The 18,172-nt window shown below is 71.1% G+C and carries 15 protein-coding genes; 7 read left to right on the forward strand and 8 right to left on the reverse strand.

Features of this window, described 5'->3' with window-relative positions:
• Positions 1 to 43: 43 nt before the first annotated feature.
• Positions 44 to 994 carry an alpha/beta fold hydrolase gene (locus FVE25_RS07385; protein ID WP_157245691.1) on the reverse strand — a complete coding sequence of 317 codons (951 nt, stop codon included), beginning with the start codon at positions 992 to 994 and terminating at the stop codon, positions 44 to 46.
• Positions 995 to 1,003: 9 nt separating this feature from the next.
• Positions 1,004 to 1,438, reverse strand: a complete 435-nt coding sequence (locus FVE25_RS07390; protein ID WP_157245692.1) for a group II truncated hemoglobin — start codon at positions 1,436 to 1,438, stop codon at positions 1,004 to 1,006.
• A 178-nt stretch (positions 1,439 to 1,616) separates the two neighbouring features.
• Here FVE25_RS07390 and FVE25_RS07395 point away from each other — a divergent pair, with 178 nt between their 5' ends.
• The 4 genes from FVE25_RS07395 (at position 1,617) to FVE25_RS55000 (ending at position 7,930) form a co-directional block, all read left to right on the forward strand.
• Complete coding sequence (locus tag FVE25_RS07395) at positions 1,617 to 3,494, forward strand: ankyrin repeat domain-containing protein (RefSeq protein ID WP_157245693.1); 1,878 nt, start codon at positions 1,617 to 1,619, stop codon at positions 3,492 to 3,494.
• A gap of 31 nt (positions 3,495 to 3,525) precedes the next feature.
• Positions 3,526 to 4,218, forward strand: a complete 693-nt coding sequence (locus FVE25_RS07400; RefSeq protein WP_181019495.1) for a hypothetical protein — start codon at positions 3,526 to 3,528, stop codon at positions 4,216 to 4,218.
• A 927-nt stretch (positions 4,219 to 5,145) separates the two neighbouring features.
• Complete coding sequence (locus FVE25_RS07405) at positions 5,146 to 6,189, forward strand: sulfite oxidase (RefSeq protein WP_157245694.1); 1,044 nt, start codon at positions 5,146 to 5,148, stop codon at positions 6,187 to 6,189.
• A gap of 133 nt (positions 6,190 to 6,322) precedes the next feature.
• Complete coding sequence (locus FVE25_RS55000) at positions 6,323 to 7,930, forward strand: WS/DGAT/MGAT family O-acyltransferase (RefSeq protein ID WP_246266768.1); 1,608 nt, start codon at positions 6,323 to 6,325, stop codon at positions 7,928 to 7,930.
• On the opposite strand, the gene FVE25_RS07415 is transcribed toward FVE25_RS55000, so the two are convergent.
• Entirely contained in the window at positions 7,919 to 8,464 is a 546-nt protein-coding gene (locus tag FVE25_RS07415; RefSeq protein WP_246266770.1) for a TetR/AcrR family transcriptional regulator, read from the reverse strand. The two genes, FVE25_RS55000 and FVE25_RS07415, sit on opposite strands and share 12 nt — an antisense overlap.
• Before the next feature lie 125 nt (positions 8,465 to 8,589).
• Here FVE25_RS07415 and FVE25_RS07420 point away from each other — a divergent pair, with 125 nt between their 5' ends.
• Together FVE25_RS07420 and FVE25_RS07425 are read left to right on the forward strand one after the other, a co-directional pair.
• Entirely contained in the window at positions 8,590 to 9,150 is a 561-nt protein-coding gene (locus FVE25_RS07420; RefSeq protein WP_157245696.1) for a TetR/AcrR family transcriptional regulator, read from the forward strand.
• Complete coding sequence (locus FVE25_RS07425; RefSeq protein ID WP_157245697.1) at positions 9,147 to 10,646, forward strand: MFS transporter; 1,500 nt, start codon at positions 9,147 to 9,149, stop codon at positions 10,644 to 10,646. The genes FVE25_RS07420 and FVE25_RS07425 overlap by 4 nt, the downstream gene beginning before the upstream one ends.
• Before the next feature lie 136 nt (positions 10,647 to 10,782).
• On the opposite strand, the gene FVE25_RS07430 is transcribed toward FVE25_RS07425, so the two are convergent.
• Complete coding sequence (locus FVE25_RS07430) at positions 10,783 to 11,739, reverse strand: alpha/beta hydrolase (RefSeq protein WP_157245698.1); 957 nt, start codon at positions 11,737 to 11,739, stop codon at positions 10,783 to 10,785.
• Between the two features lie 67 nt (positions 11,740 to 11,806).
• Here FVE25_RS07430 and FVE25_RS07435 point away from each other — a divergent pair, with 67 nt between their 5' ends.
• Positions 11,807 to 12,733: an aldo/keto reductase gene (locus FVE25_RS07435; protein ID WP_157245699.1), complete on the forward strand. Its 927-nt coding sequence runs from the start codon at positions 11,807 to 11,809 to the stop codon at positions 12,731 to 12,733.
• A gap of 587 nt (positions 12,734 to 13,320) precedes the next feature.
• Here the strand turns inward: FVE25_RS07435 and FVE25_RS07440 are convergent.
• The 4 genes from FVE25_RS07440 to FVE25_RS07455 form a co-directional block, all read right to left on the reverse strand.
• Positions 13,321 to 13,689, reverse strand: a complete 369-nt coding sequence (locus FVE25_RS07440; RefSeq protein ID WP_157245700.1) for a DUF1801 domain-containing protein — start codon at positions 13,687 to 13,689, stop codon at positions 13,321 to 13,323.
• A 55-nt stretch (positions 13,690 to 13,744) separates the two neighbouring features.
• Positions 13,745 to 15,355 (reverse strand): solute symporter family protein, encoded by a 1,611-nt coding sequence (locus FVE25_RS07445; RefSeq protein WP_157245701.1) that lies wholly within the window; start codon positions 15,353 to 15,355, stop codon positions 13,745 to 13,747.
• Positions 15,352 to 15,684: a DUF485 domain-containing protein gene (locus tag FVE25_RS07450; RefSeq protein ID WP_157245702.1), complete on the reverse strand. Its 333-nt coding sequence runs from the start codon at positions 15,682 to 15,684 to the stop codon at positions 15,352 to 15,354. The genes FVE25_RS07445 and FVE25_RS07450 overlap by 4 nt, the downstream gene beginning before the upstream one ends.
• 236 nt (positions 15,685 to 15,920) lie before the next feature.
• A complete protein-coding gene (locus tag FVE25_RS07455) occupies positions 15,921 to 18,122 on the reverse strand; it encodes a glycosyl hydrolase family 95 catalytic domain-containing protein (RefSeq protein WP_219825373.1) in 2,202 nt (733 codons plus the stop codon).
• Positions 18,123 to 18,172 lie beyond the last annotated feature (50 nt).

Raw genomic sequence — 18,172 nt, forward strand, 5'->3', positions numbered from 1 at the left:
CTCCATGCCTGTCACCGGAGTATCGGCGCGACGCCCTGCGCCGTCACACGGAATCGCTCCACCCGGCCACGGCGGCGGCGTACTCGGCGGGCGTCTCCAGAGGGAAGGCGTGACCGGCCGTCGGGATGACGTGCTGGACCCAGTCGGGACGGCGGACGGCGAGATCCGCGCGGACGCCGTCGACCTCGACCCGGTCGGCCCCGCCCCACAGGACCAGGGCGGGGGCGGCGACGGCGGCGATGGCCGCGCGGGCGGGCTCGGGGTCCACGAAGACGGCCCGCATCACCGAGGCGAAGGCCGTCGCCGCGTCGGCCAGCCGGGCGGGCCGCGCGGCGCGCAGCTCGTCGACCAGTAGCGCGGTCATCTCGGGCGAGAGCCGCGTCAGGTCGCCGCCGAGTAGCCGCGCGCCGCCGGTCAGCGTCGCGGGGTCGGCGTAGGTCCGCACCTTCTGCTCCAGTACGGCGCGGCCGGCCACCCGGGCGAGCGCGCGGGCCACCGGCGGGCCGGCCGACAACACCAGCCGGCCGGTCGTGCGCCACCAGCGGGCCTCCTCCTCCGGCACCACGGCGGGCAGCGCGGGCGTGGCGAGCACGAGCCGGCCCACCAGCTCGGGCGAGGCCGCGGCGACCATCGTCGCCAGCATCCCGCCCGCCGACCAGCCGTGGGCGGTGACCTTCTCCAGGCCCAGCTCCTGGGCGAAGGCGCCGACGAAGCGGATGTTGGGCGCCAGCCGGGCCGCGCGCGGGTGCGGCAGGTCCGTGTGGCCGAACACCGTGCCCGGCAGATCGGGGACGATGACCTGGCCGAGGGCCGCCAGGTGCGGGATGAGGTCCATCCAGAGCGTCGCGCTGCCGCCCAGGGGGTGGAGCAGCAGGTGCGCCGGGCTTCCGCGACCGGCTCGCAGGTAGTGGACGGTGTGGCCGCGCACGATGACCGTCTCACTGCGGACGCCCGCCCAGCGGGGGGAGGCCGCACCCCAGTCGGAGTGACGCATGACCCGAGCCTATTCCCAGGTCCAGAGCGGCACGTCCCTGATCGGATGGAGGTCTTCGTCGGTCTCGGCGTGGGAGTTCTGCTGGGCGACCCGGGCGCCGAAGTCGGCGTGCGAGCGCACGGCGGCACGGAACCGCTCGTCCTCCAGGAGCCCCGCCTCCTCGAACGCCTCCAGGTAAAGGGCGACGAAGCGCTCACGCTGCTCGTCGGTGATCTGCAGGCCCCGGTGGACCCGGATGATGTGGTCGAAGCCGAGATTCTCGGTGAAACGGCCGGGGCCGCCGAAGGACTCTGCGGTGAACCACGTCAGATGGTCCACATGGTGCGCGTTCCGCTGGGTGAACAACGTCTTCAGCACCGGATCGGCCAGAACCTTGTCGTAGAAGACGGCCTCGACCCGGTGTAAGGCGTCGTCACCGCCGGCGTGCTCGTAAAGAGTGACCATGATCCGTCATTACAGAACACGCATTCCGCGCTGTCCAGGCTAATCTGGAGAGGCACGTCAGGGTGCGACCGGTCCGCGGGAAGGGCGAAGCCCACCTGAAACGCGGACTTGTTCGAGGCCCGACCTCTTTTCCGGCCTGATCATGCGGACGTCAGGCGTATACGGAAGGGAGGCCGTCGTGCCCGTTTCCCCACTGCCCGACCACCCGAACGCCGAGTCGCTGCGCAAGCAGGCCAAGACGCTGCTGCGCTACATCAGGGCCGGGGTGCCGGAGGCACTGGCCACGCTCGCCGAGTTCCACCCCCGCCGCCCCTCGGCGCCGGCGCTCTCCGACGCCCAGCTCGTCACCGCCCGCCGCTACGGCTTCGCCAGCTGGGGCCGGCTCATGAAGCACCTGGAGACCGTCGGCCGCTACACCCGCTCGCCGCACGAGGCGCCGGTGTCGGCCGACCCCGCCGCCGAACTCCTGCGGCTGGCCTGCCTGACCTACGGCGACGACTACCCCGGCCGCCTGCGTGAGGCCGCCGCCCTGCTCGCCGCCGACCCCTCACTGGCCACGGCCGACGTGTACACGATGGCCGCCACGGGCTCGGCCGCCGCCCTCCGCGCCGCCCTGGCCGCCGACCCGTCCCTGGCCCGCGCGCAGGGCGGGCCGTTCGGGTGGGAGCCGTTGCTGTATCTGGCCTACGCCCGGTTCGACCACCTCGACCAGTACGGCGCCGACCTCCCCCAGCCTCCTGAGCGATCCGCCGCCCCCCGGGTCCCCGGGCCGTCCGGCCCAGCCACCGACCTTGGCGGCCAACCTCCCCGGCTTCCTGACCGAACCGGTCGTCCTGAGCGCCCCGACCCTGACGGCGAAGCCACTCCCGCCTACCTCCCGGGCCGTCATGGCGAAGCCGCCCACGCCCAACTGCCCGAGTCTGACGGCAACCCCGCCCACTCCGGCCCTCCTGGCAGGCAGGGCGAGACCACCCACACCCAGCCTCCCGGCCAGCACGGCGAAACCACCCACACCCAGCCTCCGGGACAGCACGGCGAAACCACCCACTCCGACCTTCCTGGCCGGCACGGCGAAACCACCCACACCCAGCCTCCGGGCCGGCAGGGGGAAGCCAACCGGCCCGCGCGACTCGGCCGGTACGGCGAAGCCGCCCGGGTTCTGCTCGACCACGGCGCCGACCCGGACGCCGGGTTCCTCTGGGACGGCCTGCCGTCCCCCTTCACCGCCCTGACCGGCGCGTTCGGCGGCGGCGAGGGCGACCAGCCGCCGCACCCCGACGGTTTGGAGCTGGCCAGGATCCTGCTGGCCGCCGGAGCCGACGCCAACGACCCTCAGACCCTGTACAACCGTGGTCTTGGAGGCTCGTGGTCCGACGACACCACGCACCTGGAGCTGCTGCTGGAGTACGGCCTGGGCCGCGGCGACGGCGGCCCGTGGCGGGCGAGGCTGGGCCCCGCGTTCCCCGCACCTGCCGACCTGCTCACCGAGGAACTGGCGACGGCCGCGCTGCGTGGGGGCCCGCGCCGGGTTCGGCTGCTGCTGTCGTACGGGGTGCCGGTGGACCGGCCGGGCGCCCATCCCGGGTTCGGGGGCCGCACGCCGTACGAGCTGGCGCTGGTGAACGGCCACCGCGAGGTGGCCACGCTGCTGGCGGCGGCAGGGGCGCGGGCGGAGCTGGACCCGATGGCCGCTTTCACGGCCGCCTGCATGAGCGCGGACGCCGAGGCCGTCGCCGCGTTCGGCCCCGAGATGCTGGCCCGGGCCCTGGCCGAGACGCCGGCCCTGATCAACCGCGCGGCCGAGCACCGCCGCCCGGACGTGATCCGCCTGCTGGCGGGCCTGGGCTTCGACGTCGACCACCGGGACCGCTGCACACCGTTGCACGAGGCCGCCTGGAACGACGACGTCGACACGGTCGCCACCCTGCTCGCGCTGGGCGCCGACCCGTCGGTCAAGGACGCCGAGCACGACTCGACGCCCCTCGGCTGGGCCGAGTACGGGGCCAAGAAGCAGGTGGCCGCCTACCTGCGCACGTCATACCCCGGTCTGATGTAATCCCTCCCCCGCCCCGGCACACTTGGTGCCCGTGTCGCGCTGGAAATGGATCGTCCTCGTCGTCGTGGCGGTGCTCGGGCTGACCACCGGCGGAGTGGCCTGGGCCTACCCGTCGGTGGCCGCCACGGCCTGCCCCGGCTGCTATGGCCTGCACGCAGCCGCCCCCGGCATCTATCTAGAGAAAGGAGCAGACCCAGCCCACGCGTTGTCAACCGTGTCCGCCGCCACCCGGCTGGTCGAGTCCTTCTACGGCCGCCGCCGAAGCTCGCCCCGCATCCTGATCTGCACCACCCCGACCTGCTACACAAGCATCGGCGGCGGCCGGGAGAAGGGCATCGCCGTCCTGAACCAAGCCGTCATGCTGTCCCCCGAGGGCCTCGATCCGGTGATCGCCGCCCACGAGCTGTCACACGTGGAGCTGCATGCACGGCTGTCCGGCGAGGTCCCGCAATGGTTCGACGAGGGGCTTGCGGTGGTGGTGTCCAACGATCCGCGCTACCTGAAACCCACCGGCGACCGCTGCCTGGCCGAACCGTCCGCCCCCCTGCCGAAGTCCTTGCCCGACTGGCTACGCGCCGCCTCTGCCGACCCGAACACGTACGCGAAGGCCGCCTGCCAGGTGAGCCGATGGCTAACCGCTCACGGCGGCCGGGACGGCGTGTTACGCCTGATCGACGCCCTCAACGCGGGCCAGCCGTTCACCACGGCCGCGGACCTCCCCTAACCAGACCACAGCCGCCCGCACGGCCTCCACCACGCGGACGTGCACTCACGCGGTTGCGCCCAGGCAGAGGCGCACGTTGTGCCCCGGTCACAGGAATGGCGGCCACGCATCAGTACAGCCATACAGAAGCACGACCATGCAGAAGCACGGCCAGGTGTGCTCCTTCGCATGCGAGCCGAAGAAGGCCGTCGACCGGAACCACCGGCACCACGCCACGCCCGGGACCCAACGCCGCCACCCGCCGAAAGCCCTGACGCCGCAACCGAACCCAACCCGCTCCCCCACCGGAATCGCTGGTGTCGCACCCGAACCCTTAGCCCGCATGGCCAGGGCGCCGGTTCCATGCCTTGGCCCAACCCGCACCCGCTCGGAAAGCCCCACACCACATCCCGGCCCCAAACCCAGGCCCCACACCACATCCCGGCCCCCAGCCCAGGAGCGCGCGCACCACCCGGCCCTCGGCCCAGGAACGCGTGCACCGCCCGGCCCTCGGCCACGCTTTCAACCGGGAGGATCTCGCGCCACGCCCAGACCCAACCCCCAGCCCGGGAGTGCCCTGCGGAACAGCCCGCCCTCAAGCTCCACACCATGTCCCGGCCTCAAGCCCCACACCATGTCCCGCCCTCAAGCCTCCCACCGCAGCCCGGCCTCAAGCCCCACACCACAGCCCGGCCTCAAGCCCCACACCACGTTCCGCCCTCCCGGGCCGGGAGAGCCTGGACCACGCCCAGCCCGGCCCACGCCTCCAGCCCAGGGGACCCCGCGCCGCGCCCGGACCCGGCTCCGCCCTCCCGCCCTGGGCCTTGAGCTGGGTGGACGTTTCCCGGGCTGCGGCCCGAGGCAGGTATGGGGCGAGGTGCTCGGTAATGAGGCTGGTCGGGGCGTAGACTGAGATTACCTGGTTAGTTGGTAGGGAATAGGGGAGTTATGTACGCAACCGCGACCATCGTCAAGCCACTCCCCCCAGAGCTGTTCAGGAGCCACGGCGCGAGTGCGGAGATGCGCTGGGATGCCATGGCCGGCCAGGGTTACCACACCCCGACCGACCGGTTCTTCGTCCGTAATCACACCTTCACCCCCTCCATCGACGCCGCCACCTGGCAGTTGGCCATCCACGGCGATGGCGTGCGATGTCCCACGGCGTACACCTATGACCAGCTACGCGCCATGCCGGCCCGCACGCTCGACGCGGCGATCGAGTGCGCGGGCAACGGGCGGCGCTTCTACGGCAGCCAGCAGGACGCACCGGCCCCGGGCACGCAGTGGGGGCTGGGGGCGATCGGGGTGGCGCGGTGGCGTGGGGTGCCGCTCCGGTATCTGCTGGAACAGGCCGGGGTCGGCGCCGCGGCCGTGGATGTGCTGCCACGGGGGCTGGATGCACCCTTCGAGCACTATGGGCAGGTGCGCCGGCCGCTGCCCGTCGGTAAGGCCATGGACGACGTTCTCGTCGCCTACGAGATGAACGGGCGGCCCCTTCCACCCGATCACGGTTTCCCGGTGCGCCTGGTGGTGCCGGGGTGGGCGGGAATCGCGTCGATCAAATGGCTGGGCGATATCGAGGTGGCCACGCGCGAATTGTTCACGCCCTGGAACACCGAGTTTTACCCGGATATTACGGTGAATCCCGTCAAGAGCGCTCTCGAGCTGGGCTGGAACGCGGCGATCCCCCTTGGGCGGCCGCAGTTGCTGCGCGGCCGGTCGTGGTCGGGGCGGGGGCGGATCGTCAAGGTCGAGGTGAGCTTCGACGGCGGGCGCCGCTGGCGTACGGCGGAGCATCACGGGCGGCACCTGGTCAGCGCCTGGTTGCCCTGGCACGTCGGGTGGGTCCCCAGGCAACCGGGTGAGCAGGTCATCCTGGCCAGGGCCACCGACGAGACGGGCGCCACCCAGCCGCCGAAAACACCGCAGCACCCGTTCGGATATCATTTTGACGCGGTGGTGCGCCATCCCATTCGTGTTGTCCATGGTTAGGAAAATGTCACCGAGCCGCTGAGCTGCGCTGTTTACCGGAGCACTCGAATTCATCTGTAAGACTCGCGCGGAAACGTCCCGGAAACCCGGCGATGTGATGCTGACCGATAATCGAGCACCCGGGAGAATGCCGATGCGCCAGCTGACCGCACTCGACGCGCAGTTCCTCAACGCCGAGTCGGCGACGACCTGCGCCCACGTGGCGGGGCTGGCCGTGCTGGACCCGCTGGGCGGGGTTCTCGACCGGGCGGCGCTGGCCGCCGTGCTGCTGCAGCGGATGCACCTGTCGCCCGTGCTGGGGCTGCGGCTGAGCGAGGTGCCGTTCGGGCTGGATCATCCTTACTGGGAGGCCGATCCGGACTTCGACCTGGCCCATCATCTGTTCGAGGCCGAGGTGGCCGCGCCGGGCGGGGAGTATCAACTGGCCGAGGCGGTGGCCCGCATCCACGCCCGGCCGCTGAACCGCGAGCGGCCGCTGTGGGAGATGCACCTGCTCAGCGGGCTGAGCGGCGGGCGGGTCGCGGTGTACACGAAGGTGCACCACGCGGCGATCGACGGTGTCTCGGGGGCGGAGACGCTGGCGGCGCTGCTCGACCTGACGCCCGAGCCGCGGGTGATCGAGGTCGCTCCGCCGCCGGTCGAGCGGGCGCCGGGCCTGATGGGCAAGCTGTACGGCGCCGCCGTACGCACGGCCACGCAGCCCTTGCGGGCCCTGGGCTCGCTGGCCCGGATGACCACGGAGCTGGACGCGGTCCCGCTGGCCGGCACCCTGCCCGGGTCGCGGCAGCTCGCGAAGGCCGCCCGGTTCGTCGCCGGGGACCGGCGCACCCGGCCCGAGGTGCCGAGCCTCCACGCGCCGCGCACCCCGTTCAACGGGCCGATCAGCGCGGAGCGCCGGGTGTCGTTCGGGTCGGTTCCGCTCAAGGACGTCAAGCAGGTCGCCAAGGCCCACGGGCTGAGCGTGAACGACGTGGTCATGGCCGTGTGCGCGGGCGCGCTGCGGGCCTGGCTGGTGGAACGGGACGCACTGCCGGAGGAGCCGCTGATCGCGGCGGTGCCGGTCGCCGTACGCGGCACGAACAGCACAGGCGACTCAGGCGGATCAAGCAGCGCACGTGGCACCGGCAGCACTGGCGGTAACACGGACAGCACGGGCGACGGAACCAGCGCGGGCGGTGGCACGCTCAGGACGGACGGCACGGGCGGCGGAGCCAGCACAGGCGGTGGCACGGACAGGACGGACGGCACGGGCGGCGGAACCAGCGCGGGCGGTGTCGTCGGGAATCGGATTGCGGCCATGGTGGCGCCGATGGCGACCGATGTGGCCGATCCGCACGAGCGCTTGCGGGCGACCGGCGCGGCGATGCGGGCCGCCAAGCGGCGTTTCGTGGCCTCGTCGTCAAGCTGGCTGCACGACGTGAGCGCGCTGCTGCCCGCTCCGGTGGCGCGGCTGGCGCTGCCCGCGGCCTTCCGGCTGGCCGGGACGGCGTTCCCGCCGATCAACCTGATCGTCAGCAACGTGCCCGGCCCGCAGTTCCCGCTCTACCTCTGCGGGGCGCGGGTGCTGTCGTACTACCCGCTCTCGGTGCTGACCGACCTGACCGGCGGGGTCAACATCACCTGCTTCTCCTACGACGGCATGATCGACTTCGGCGTCGTGGCCTGCCCGGAGCGGATGGACGACGTCTGGTCGCTCGTGCGGCACCTGGGCGCCGCGCTGGAGGAGCTGCTAGATGAGTGAGTGGGCGATGAGTTCGGCGACGGCGTCGGGGTCGATCTGGTGGCCGGTGAGCTGGCAGAGGTTCTCCTGGTAGAGCAGGACGGCGGCGAATGTGGCCGCCGCCACCTCCAGCCGCGCCGTCTCGCCGCGCTGGCCGGGCAGGGCCAGCTCCAGCGCGAACCTCGCCCGGCGGATCAGCTCGCCATTGAGCCGCCCGAGCCGCTCCTTGACCGAGCGGTGGGTGTCGGCTTCGCGGAACAGGATGCGCCGCATCGCCGGTGAGGCGCGTAGCGGCAGCCTGCGGGCCAGTTTCGACAGGGTTCCCGCGGGGTCGCCGGGGACGGCGTCGACTTCCCGGGTCTCCTCGACGAGGGTGCGTTCGTCGACCAGCGCGACCAGGACGTCGATCTTGCGCGGGAAGTAGTGGAAGACCAGCCCCTTGGGCACCCGCGCCAGTTTGGCGATGACCGCGGTGGGCGTCGCCTCGTAGCCGCCGCCCGCGAACAGCTCCTCCGCCGCGTCCAGGATGCGCGTGCGCGCGTCACCGATCACCACAGGTGAACGATAGCGCCACCCCTGCCACGCTGCCATGCCGTCGAGGAGAGATCACCGTACGCGCGCACTCCGACGGTTGTGTATAATTTGCAACATAACTGTCGCAAATTAGACGGAGGCGTACGATGGCGATGAGCCACGACGAGATCGTCAACGCGGCCATCCGCCACCTCAACATGGTGCCGGCGGCCTCGATGGCGGAGATCGCCCAGGCCGCCGGCATCAGCCGCGCCACCCTTCACCGGCACTTCAGCACCCGCGACGACCTGCTGCACGAGATGGGTGTGCGGGCCATGGACTCCTGGGCCCACGTCCACGAGAGCGTCGGCCTCTCCGAGGGCATGAAGGCCGGCCTCGACGCCGACGGGATCAAGGACCTGCTCGACCGGCTGCTGATCAAAACGCTCGACTCCATCGACGAGCACGGATTCGCCCTCACCGAGAACGCCCTGTCCGGCTACGAGGACCTCGTGCGCCGCGCCGAGGAGCTGGAGAAGGTGGAGATCGCCCTGTTCGCCGCCGCGCAGCGCGCCGGGGTGCTCCGCGCTGAGCTGCCCGTGCGCTGGGTGAGCAACACGGTGTACGGCCTGCTCGTAGCCATAAGAGACAGCCTGCGGCGCGGGGACGTCGCTCGCCGGGACATACCCACGCTCTTTCTTGACACGTTCTACCGGGGGACTTCATGAAGACCGAGACCGCACCGCCCATCCACAAGCGCAGATGGGCCGGCCTCGCTGTACTGTCGGCCAGCCTTCTGCTGGTCGTCATGGACATGACCATCCTCAACGTGGCCCTCCCGGCGATCTCCGGCGAGCTGCGCCCCGATGCCATACAGCTGCTCTGGATGATCGACGCCTACTCGCTGGTCCTGGCCGGGCTGCTGGTCACCGTCAGCGCCCTGGGCGACCGGTGGGGACGCAAGAAGCTGCTCCTCACCGGCTTCAGCCTGTTCGGCCTCGCCTCGGTCCTGGTGCTCTGGGCCGACAGCCCGGGCGACGTGATCGCGGTCCGCGCCCTGCTCGGCGTGGGCGGCGCCATGATCATGCCGTCGACGCTGTCGATGATCCGGACCCTGTTCGCCAATCCGCGGGAACGTGCCACCGCGCTCGGCATCTGGTCGGCCATGGCCGCCGTCGGCGGGGCGCTCGGCCCCATCCTCGGCGGCTTCCTGGTCGAGCACTTCTCCTGGCACGCCGCGTTCCTGGTCAACGTGCCCGTCATGGTGGTCGCCGTGCTCGCCGGGCTCTGGCTGCTGCCCGAGTCGCGCAACCCGAACCCCGGCCGCTGGGACGCCCTCGGCACCGTGTTGTCCATCGTCGGCATGGTCGGCGTCGTCTACGCCATCAAGCACTTCGCCAAGGACGGCCTGACCGACCCGACCGCGCTGGTGACGATGGCCGTCGGGGCGGCCGCGCTGACCTGGTTCATCGTGCGCAGCCTGCGCCGGCCCGACCCGCTGCTCGAGGTCCGGCTGTTCCGCAGTGGCCCGTTCACCTCCGGCGTGCTGGCCGCGCTCACCACCTCGATCGCCATGGCCGCGATGATGTTGCTCATCGCCCAGTGGATGCAGCTCGTCATGGGCTACACGCCGCTCGAGACCGGCCTGCGCCTCCTGCCGACCGCGCTGGGCGCGCTGGTCCTGTCGCCGCTCGCGCCCGCGCTGGCGGCCAGGATCGGCGCCCGTACCGTGCTCGTCGGCGGCCTGGTCGTGGCCGGGCTCGGGTTCCTGGTGTTGTTCGCCGCGCCGCTGGTCTACGGCTGGGTCGCGCTCGCGCTGCTGCTCATCGGCGCCGGCATGGGCTCGCTGGCCATCGCCTCGGCGGTCATCATGTCCGGGGCGCCGATCGAGAAGGCGGGCAGCGCCGCGGCCATCGAGGAGACCAGCTACGAGGTGGGCGGCGTGCTCGGCGTCGCCGTCCTGGGCAGCGTCGCCGCCGCCATCTACCGTACGGCGCTGCCGTACCACGGGGCCGATGCCGAGGTCGCGCGCGAGTCGATCGGCGGCGCGCTCGACGTGGCCGCCAAGCTGGGCCTGCCGGACCTGGCCGAGCAGGCGAAGATCGCCTTCAGCGACTCGCTCGCGGTGACCGGCGCGGCAGGGGCGGCGCTCATGCTGCTCGCGGCGCTGGTGACCTGGAAGCTGACCCCGCGCACGCTGGACATCGCCGGCGGCCACCACTAGAAGAGCCGCCGCAAGAACAGGCAGCGTAGGAAGAGCCGCCGCAAGAACAGGCGGCGCAGGAAGAGCCGCCGCAAGAACAGGCGGCGCAGGGAGAGGCGGTGCTAGGAGAGCCGCCGCTGGAAGAGCCCAGGGCTCATCAGGAGAGGGCGCGTTTCAGCATCGGGTAGGCGTGCCGCAGCTCACGCTGCCAGAACGTGTGGTTGTGCCCGCCCCGGTAGAAATGGGTGGTCACCGGGATGCCCAGCTCCCGCAGCCGCCCGGCGAAGGCGCGGGCGGCACGGGCGGCCAGGTCCTCGACCAGGTCGCCGCCGCCCGCCGCCACGTACAGGCGCACACCCCTCAGCTTCCCGGCCTGGTCGTAGGGGTTGTGCGCCCGCCAGATCGCCCGCTGCGCGTCGGGATCGCCCCAGACGCGCTTCCAGTCGGTGCCCGGGCAGCCGATGGTGGTCCCGGCCATGACCGCCTGGGGGACGCCCGGGCCGAGGATGTGCACGGCGCCGCTGAAGGAGGCCGCGGCCTTGAAGCCGCCCTTGGCCGCATACAGCATGGCGCCCTGCCCGCCCATGGAGTACCCGGCGATCACCCGCTCCTTCCCCGCGCGGTAGCGGGACTCCAGGAGCGGCAGCAGTTCCCTGAGATGGTAGGTCTCCCAACGGGGCGGCCCGCCCGCGCCGCCGTTCCACCAGTCGGAGTAGCTGCCGCATCCGCCGCCGTCGGGCATCACCACCATGAGCCCGTCGCCCCTGGTGAGAGCGCCGACATCGGTCCTGGCGGTCCAGGAGGTGTGGTCGTCGAGGCCGCCGTGCAGCAGCCACAGCACCGGCCAGCCGGTCCGCGAGTCCCAGCGCTCGGGCAGCAGCAGCCGGACCTTGGTGGTGCCCTCCAGCGCCGGGGAGCGCAAGGTCAGCTCGAGGCGCCGGGCGTCGAGCCGCTTCTCCTCGATCACCTCGGCGCGAGGTGCCGCTGGGGTCTCCGCGGGTTTCCGGTACGGCGGCGCCGTACCGGAAACCCGCATCAGCACCGCCACGACCAGCACGAACAGCCCGCCCGCGACGATCGCCCCGATCAGGCAGCCCCGCATCCGGGCTCGCATCGGCCCTCCTCCCGCGATCTGCCGCCCTGGACGACGGACCGCTGTTGGATGCGCGGATAATAGCGAGGTGAGATCGATCGGCACCACGGCTCTGTCCGTGTTCCCCCTCTGCCTCGGCACCAACGTGTTCGGCTGGACCGCCGACCGGAAGGCCGCCTACGCGGTACTCGACGCCTACGTCGATGGCGGCGGCAACTTCATCGACACCGCCGACGTCTACCCCGCCTGGGTGACCGGCGAGTCGACCTCCGAGACGTTCATCGGCGACTGGATGGTCGAACGAGGCAACCGCGACGCGATCGTGCTGGCCACCAAGGTCGGCATGCTGGACGGGCTCACCGGCCTGTCCCCCAGGACGATCAGGACCGCCGTCGAGAACTCCCTGCGCCGCCTGCGTACCGACCACATCGACCTGTACTGGGCGCACGTGGACGACCCCGGCACCCCGCTGGCCGACACGCTGGCCGCCTTCGACGCCCTGGTGCGGGAAGGCAAGATCCGCTACATCGGCGCCTCCAACCACACCGCGCCCCGCCTGGCCGAGGCGCTGCGGGTCTCCGACGACGAGGGCCTTGCCCGGTATGTGGCGTTGCAGCCGCAGTACAACCTCGTCGAGCGTGAATACGAGGGGCCGCTGCGTGCCGTCGTCGAGCGCGAGGGCCTGTCCAGCACTCCGTACGGCGCGCTGGCCCGCGGCTTCCTGACCGGCAAGTACGCGCCCGGCGTGAGCGTGGACAGCCCCAGGGCCGAGCGGGCCGGGGCGTACCTGAAGAGCGAGCGCGGGCTGCGCGTGCTGGACTCGCTGGCCAAGATCGCCGCCGAGCGGGCCGCCGAGCCCGCCTCGGTCGCGATCGCCTGGCTGGCCGCCCAGCCCACCGTCACCACGCCGATCGCCAGCGCCCGCACGCCGGAGCAGCTCCGGCCCCTCATGGCCGGGGTGGCGCTGCGGCTGAGCAGTGAGGAGCTCACCACCCTGGACGAAGCCTCCGGCTAGGCCGCCAACCTGGCCGGCGCCGGCGGCCTCCTCGCCACCCTCGCCCGCACCCCACGCCGGCCCAAGGGGTACGGCCTGGCCACCTCCCTCGGGGCTCCGGTTCCGGGGAAGGTTTGCCCAGGTGGTGTGGCCACACGGTCGCAGGCCCGCGGGCAAGGGCGGAGGCCACAGGCCCGGAGGGAGGAGGCGTCGGCAACCAGATGGAGGCCGCGGGCAAGAGAGGGTGAAGAGGGCCCGGGAGGCGGGGCGAAGGGGGCAGAGGCTGCGGGCATGAGGGGAGGCGTGGGCAAGGGCGGAAGGAAGCCGGGGTCGCGTCCGGGGTGTCCGGGTGAGGCCGCAGGCCAGGCCGCGCGCGCCGGGACGGCGGGACGGTGGTCGGTGGCCATCGGCGCGCTGCTACGGCGCCGGGCCCGGGCACGGCGGCCGGGCACACATGCGCCGTGACGGCGAGCACCCCGTCCGGCTGCCGGCCGACCTTGCACGGGTGCGAGCGCACGGCGGCGGGAGGCGCCCCCTCGGCCCCGCCGTAAAAGATCGCCCGCAAAGGGCCCACGCGGAGAAGGCCGGCGCAGAGAGCGACCCCGCGGTCACTTGGTCAGGGCGGCGGCGGCGCGGATCAGGGTGGCGAGGTCGGGGTCGGTGAGGCGGTGGGGGTCGGTGAGTTTGACGTGGCGGGCCTTCTTTCCCGTCCCTTCGAGCAGTGCGGTGGGGTCCTGGGTCAGCAGGTCGGCGCCACGGGCGAACATCAGGTTGACGTGCGCCTGGTGCAAGGCGATCGCGACGATCAGGCCCTTGTAGGTGCCGGGCCGATAGGTGAAGGCGATCAGGCGGGCGGAGGTGTCGACCTCTTCGCTGGCGTCCGGGAGCAGTTCGCGCAGCCGGTCGCGCGCGGCGCCGGCGAGGGCGCGGATCTCGGGCGAGCAGGTGGCGATCAGTACGGCGGCCTGGTCTTCCATAAGGGGAATGTACCCATATGGAAGACCAGGCCGCCGGGAATGACGAAGCCTGGCGTCAGTGCGAGGACGACTTCTCCGCGCCTACACCGGTCAGCGAGCGGACCTCGATCTCGGCCCACTTGGCCGCGTTGTACTCCTTGCTGAGCACGGTGCCGAGCCAGCCGAAGAAGAAGCCGAGCGGGATCGAGACGATGCCCGGGTTGGACAGTTCCCAGATGTGGAAGTCGACGCCCTTCAGCAGCGCGCCCTTGCCTCCTGACACGACCGGCGAGAAGACCACCATGATCACGCAGGAGATCAGGCCGCCGTAGATGGCCGACACCGCGCCGGCGGTGTTGAACCTCTTCCAGAACAGGCTGTAGAGGATGGCCGGCAGGTTGCCCGAGGCGGCCACGGCGAAGGCCAGGGCCACCAGGAAGGCGACGTTCTGGCCCTGCGCCAGGATGCCCAGGGCGATGGCCACCGCGCCGATCACGAAGGCCGAGACCCGGGCGACGACGACCTCCTCACGCTCGGTCACGTTGCCGCGCTTGAAGACGTGCGCGTACAGGTCGTGGGCGAAGCTGGAGGACGAGGCGAGGGTGAGACCGGCCACGACCGCGAGGATGGTGGCGAAGGCGACCGCGCCGATCAGGGCCAGCAGGATGGTGCCGCCGACCTCGCCCATGAAGTTGACGCCGATCGCCTCGGCCAGCTGTGGCGCCGCCGTATTGCCCGAGGTGTCGGTGGGCGGGATCTTCACCAGGGCCGCGGCGCCGAAGCCGAGAACCAGGGTGAACAGGTAGAAGACGCCGATGATGCCGATGCCCCACAGGACCGACTTCCTGGCGTCCTTGGCGGTGGGCACGGTGTAGAAGCGGATGAGGATGTGCGGCAGGCCGGCCGTACCCAGGACCAGGGCCAGGCCGAGGCTGATGAGGTCCATCTTGCCGTTGGTGGCCCACAACCCGGCCGATTCGGCGCCGTACTTGCCCCCTGGCACGATGAAGGCGTCGCCCTTGCCGCTGGCCGCCGACGCCTCCGCGAGCAGGGTCGAGAGGTTGAAGTTGTACTTGGCCAGCACCAGCACGGTGATCAGCGCGGCGCCGCCCATGAGCAGCACGGCCTTGACGATCTGGACCCAGGTGGTGCCCTTCATCCCGCCGAAGACCACGTAGACGATCATGAGGGCGCCGACGCCGACGATGACCCAGTTCTTGCCCGCGGTGTCGGTGATGCCGAGCAGCAGGCCGACCAGGGCGCCCGCGCCGACCATCTGGGCGATCAGGTAGAAGATCGAGACCGTGATCGTGGAGACGCCGGCGGCGGTGCGGACCGGGCGCGGGCTCATCCGGAAGGCCAGCACGTCGGCCATGGTGAACTTGCCGGAGTTGCGCATGAGCTCGGCGACCAGGAGCAGGGCGACGAGCCAGGCCACGAGGAAGCCGATGGAATAGAGGAAGCCGTCGTATCCGGACAGCGCGATCATGCCGGCGATGCCCAGGAAGGAGGCGGCCGACATGTAGTCGCCGCCGATGGCCAGGCCGTTCTGGAGTCCGCTGAAGGAGCGTCCGCCGGCGTAGTAGTCGGCGGCGGTCTTGGTGTTGCGGCTGGCCCAGAACGTGATGACCAGCGTGGCCGCGACGAAGGTCAGGAACAGGACGATGGCTAGCGTGTGTGAGCTCACTTGCTCTGCTCCTCGACTTCGTGGCGCAGCTTGTCGGCCAGCGGGTCCAGCTTCTTCTCGGCGTGCCTGGAGTAGGCCCAGGCGATGAGGAAGGTGGAGACGAACTGCAGCAGGCCGAGAATCAATCCGACGTTGACGTTGCCGAGCACCTTGATGGCCATGAAGTCCCGCGCCCAGCCGGACAGCACGACATAGAGGAGGTACCAGACGAGGAACGCGACCGTCATCGGGAAGGTCCACGAGCGGAAGCGCCGCTTCAACTCCTGGAACTCACTGCTCGCCTGCACCCGCTCGTAGACCGATGCGTCGTGTTCTTGTGTTGTCACCATGCCTCCCGCTTAGTGTGATGGGGATCACGCACAAGGTAAGAGCGCAAACTACCCTCCGTGGAGGTCAAGAGTCCCGTCCTTCGGCGAGCCGCCACGGCGTGGCGTTCAATTGGCCGCCACATGCGATGAAAGGTCTGTTTGGCGCGATAAGCGGTTTTCCCCATGCTTCAGTGGGATAAGGCTGGCGTTATGCGATAAACGAGTGATTGATCAGCAAATAACGCTATAAAGGCAGGTCATGGCAGTCCCCACGGCTGCGCCGTCCCCTGAGCCGGGACGTCCCGCGGCCGGTCCGGCCGCACGCCCTTGCGGCTGACGACCGCGCTCTGCCCCTTGCGCAGCGGGATGGTGATCGTCCCCTCTCCCCGGTACGGCAGGCGCCGCCCGCGCTCGTCGGTCACCTCGATCTCGCCCTCGATCCCGTGCCGGAGCGCCAGCGGCTCCCCCGCCTCGCTGCGGATCCTGATCCAGTCGGTACGGCCGGCCCGCCGCGAGGCGTCGAACACGAACGCCCCCTGCGTCCTGACCCGCTCGACGGACGCCTCCGCCCACCCGGCGGAGACCGCGGGGAACACCTTGACCACGCCCCCGTGACTCTGGGTGAGCATGTCCAGCAGCGACTGGGCGGCCGAGATCGGGCTCTCGATGGCGAACCCGGTGCCCTCGCGGTACATGGTGTTGGGCGTCAGCTGGCAGTTGTCCTGGATGTTGCCGTCCACGAAGAACTTCAGGTGCCACAGCGCCTGCTCGGCGTTGCCGAACAACGTCTCCATGGAGGCGGCGGCCGCGTAGCTGTAGCCGTGCCAGCGGCTCTGCATGCTCGCCCAGTGCTCGAACGTGCGCCGCTCCAGCTTCTCCTGCAGCGGGTAGAGCCACAGCAGGTGGGAGAAGTGCCGGTGCGACTCGGCGAACGGCACGCCGGCGCCGATCATCACGCCGTTCTCGTTCTCGTGGTACGGGACCAGTCGCGCGACGATGTCGGCCCACTGCCGGGCCCTCGGGTCCGCCAGCCTGAGGCGTCCGGCGGATTGCAGCAGCGTGGCCGCGCCCCAGCGCAGCAGCGACAGGTCGTAGGTGCAGTCGGCGGCGTTGGCCAGTTCCGGCGAGCGGGTCTCGGGCAGGTGCAGCTTGCCGTCGGCCCCTTCGGTGAGGAAGCGGGCGTAGTAGGTGACCGCCTTGGCGAGCACGGGGTGGATGACCTCGCGCAGCACCTCGTCGGCCATGTGGTGGCGGTAGGTGACCCACGTGTTGTGCAGGGCCCAGATGAGGTTGCCGGTGTGGTCGTTGGGGTTGATCCCGGGTTTGCCGACGTAGCGGGGGCCGGACCGGAGTTGCCAGTCGCCCGGGTGGCACAGGGCGTAGGTCTGGCCGTCGCGCAACTCCGGCCAGATGTTGCCCTCGAGGTTGTGGTGGTAGCGCCGGAAGGCGGGCGTGATGGCGTCCAGCTCGGGGTGGTTGGCGCCGTTGGCGACCGGATAGGTGACCTGGACGTTGGTGTTCCACCAGATCTGGGTCCAGTTGTTGCCCCGCTCGGGGAACCACGGGCCGAACACCGGCGCCACGGGCGCGTTGTCGCGGGTGCAGCAGGCGAGCTTGTAGAGCTGGATCCAGTAGAAGCTCTGCAGCCGCTTGTCCGGGACGGAGACCAGGCTGCGCCGGTAGAAGCGCTGCCACCACGCCCGGTGCAGGGCCACGTGCACATCCGGCGAGTGGCGCAGCGCCTTGTCCACGGTCTCGATCGCGCGTTCGCGGCCGGTGGAGTCCGGATAGCCGTAGGCGATCGTGGCCGCCAGCAGGCGTCTGCCGCCGTGCCGTACCTCTTTCCAGGCGGTGGTGTAGCCGCCGCCGGCGTGCATGGGCTGCTCGACGTGGCCGGGCGCGACCGCCGGGTCGGGGTTGGCGGTGTAGTCGGGCGGGCGGCGCTGCTGGCGGGTGGTCGAGGAGGGCAGCGGCACGAACGCCCAGGCCACGCCGTCCTCGCCGGGGCTCGGCTCGGTGGAGACGAGCATGACGTCGCGGTGGTTGAGGATGAGCGCGGCGAAGCGGACACTGCCCTGCGTGGTGGTGACGGTGCCGGACAGTTCCGCGTTCTCGATGTCGAGCCGCCAGTCGACGCCGGTGATCGTCCCGGCGAAGGTCAGCGTGAAGTACCCGACGCCGAGGCGCGAGTAGCCGATCGCCGCCTCCCACTGGCCGCGCTGGTCCTGGACGTGGTTGTGGTTGATCATGAAGCGGAGCTGGTTGCCCTGGCCGCCGACGTGGTAGACGTGGGCCGCCAGGAAGCCGTTGCCGAGGAAGGGGCCCTCGGTCCAGCCGCTCGGCAGCCGCTTCCACACCAGGGCGGCGCCACGCAGGATCTCACTGTGCGTGTCGCGGGGAAGGTGCCCGGGCTCGGCCCAGGCCACCGCCGAGCCGGTACGGCCGGCGAGGGCGGCCACCGGACCACCTAAAGCAATACCTCCGAGGAATGTACGCCTAGAAGTCGATA

The sequence above is a fragment of the Nonomuraea typhae genome (assembly GCF_009760925.1).
Classification (GTDB): domain Bacteria; phylum Actinomycetota; class Actinomycetes; order Streptosporangiales; family Streptosporangiaceae; genus Nonomuraea; species Nonomuraea typhae.

What these genes read in the sequence shown, in the direction of transcription:
- FVE25_RS07385 (WP_157245691.1), bottom strand. Translation starts at nt 994, where the DNA reads ATGCGTCACTCCGACTGGGGTGCGGCCTCCCCCCGCTGGGCGGGCGTC.
- FVE25_RS07390 (WP_157245692.1), bottom strand. Translation starts at nt 1,438, where the DNA reads ATGGTCACTCTTTACGAGCACGCCGGCGGTGACGACGCCTTACACCGG.
- FVE25_RS07405 (WP_157245694.1), top strand. Translation starts at nt 5,146, where the DNA reads ATGTACGCAACCGCGACCATCGTCAAGCCACTCCCCCCAGAGCTGTTC.
- FVE25_RS55000 (WP_246266768.1), top strand. Translation starts at nt 6,323, where the DNA reads ATGCGCCAGCTGACCGCACTCGACGCGCAGTTCCTCAACGCCGAGTCG.
- FVE25_RS07420 (WP_157245696.1), top strand. Translation starts at nt 8,590, where the DNA reads ATGGCGATGAGCCACGACGAGATCGTCAACGCGGCCATCCGCCACCTC.
- FVE25_RS07425 (WP_157245697.1), top strand. Translation starts at nt 9,147, where the DNA reads ATGAAGACCGAGACCGCACCGCCCATCCACAAGCGCAGATGGGCCGGC.
- FVE25_RS07430 (WP_157245698.1), bottom strand. Translation starts at nt 11,739, where the DNA reads ATGCGAGCCCGGATGCGGGGCTGCCTGATCGGGGCGATCGTCGCGGGC.
- FVE25_RS07440 (WP_157245700.1), bottom strand. Translation starts at nt 13,689, where the DNA reads ATGGAAGACCAGGCCGCCGTACTGATCGCCACCTGCTCGCCCGAGATC.
- FVE25_RS07450 (WP_157245702.1), bottom strand. Translation starts at nt 15,684, where the DNA reads ATGGTGACAACACAAGAACACGACGCATCGGTCTACGAGCGGGTGCAG.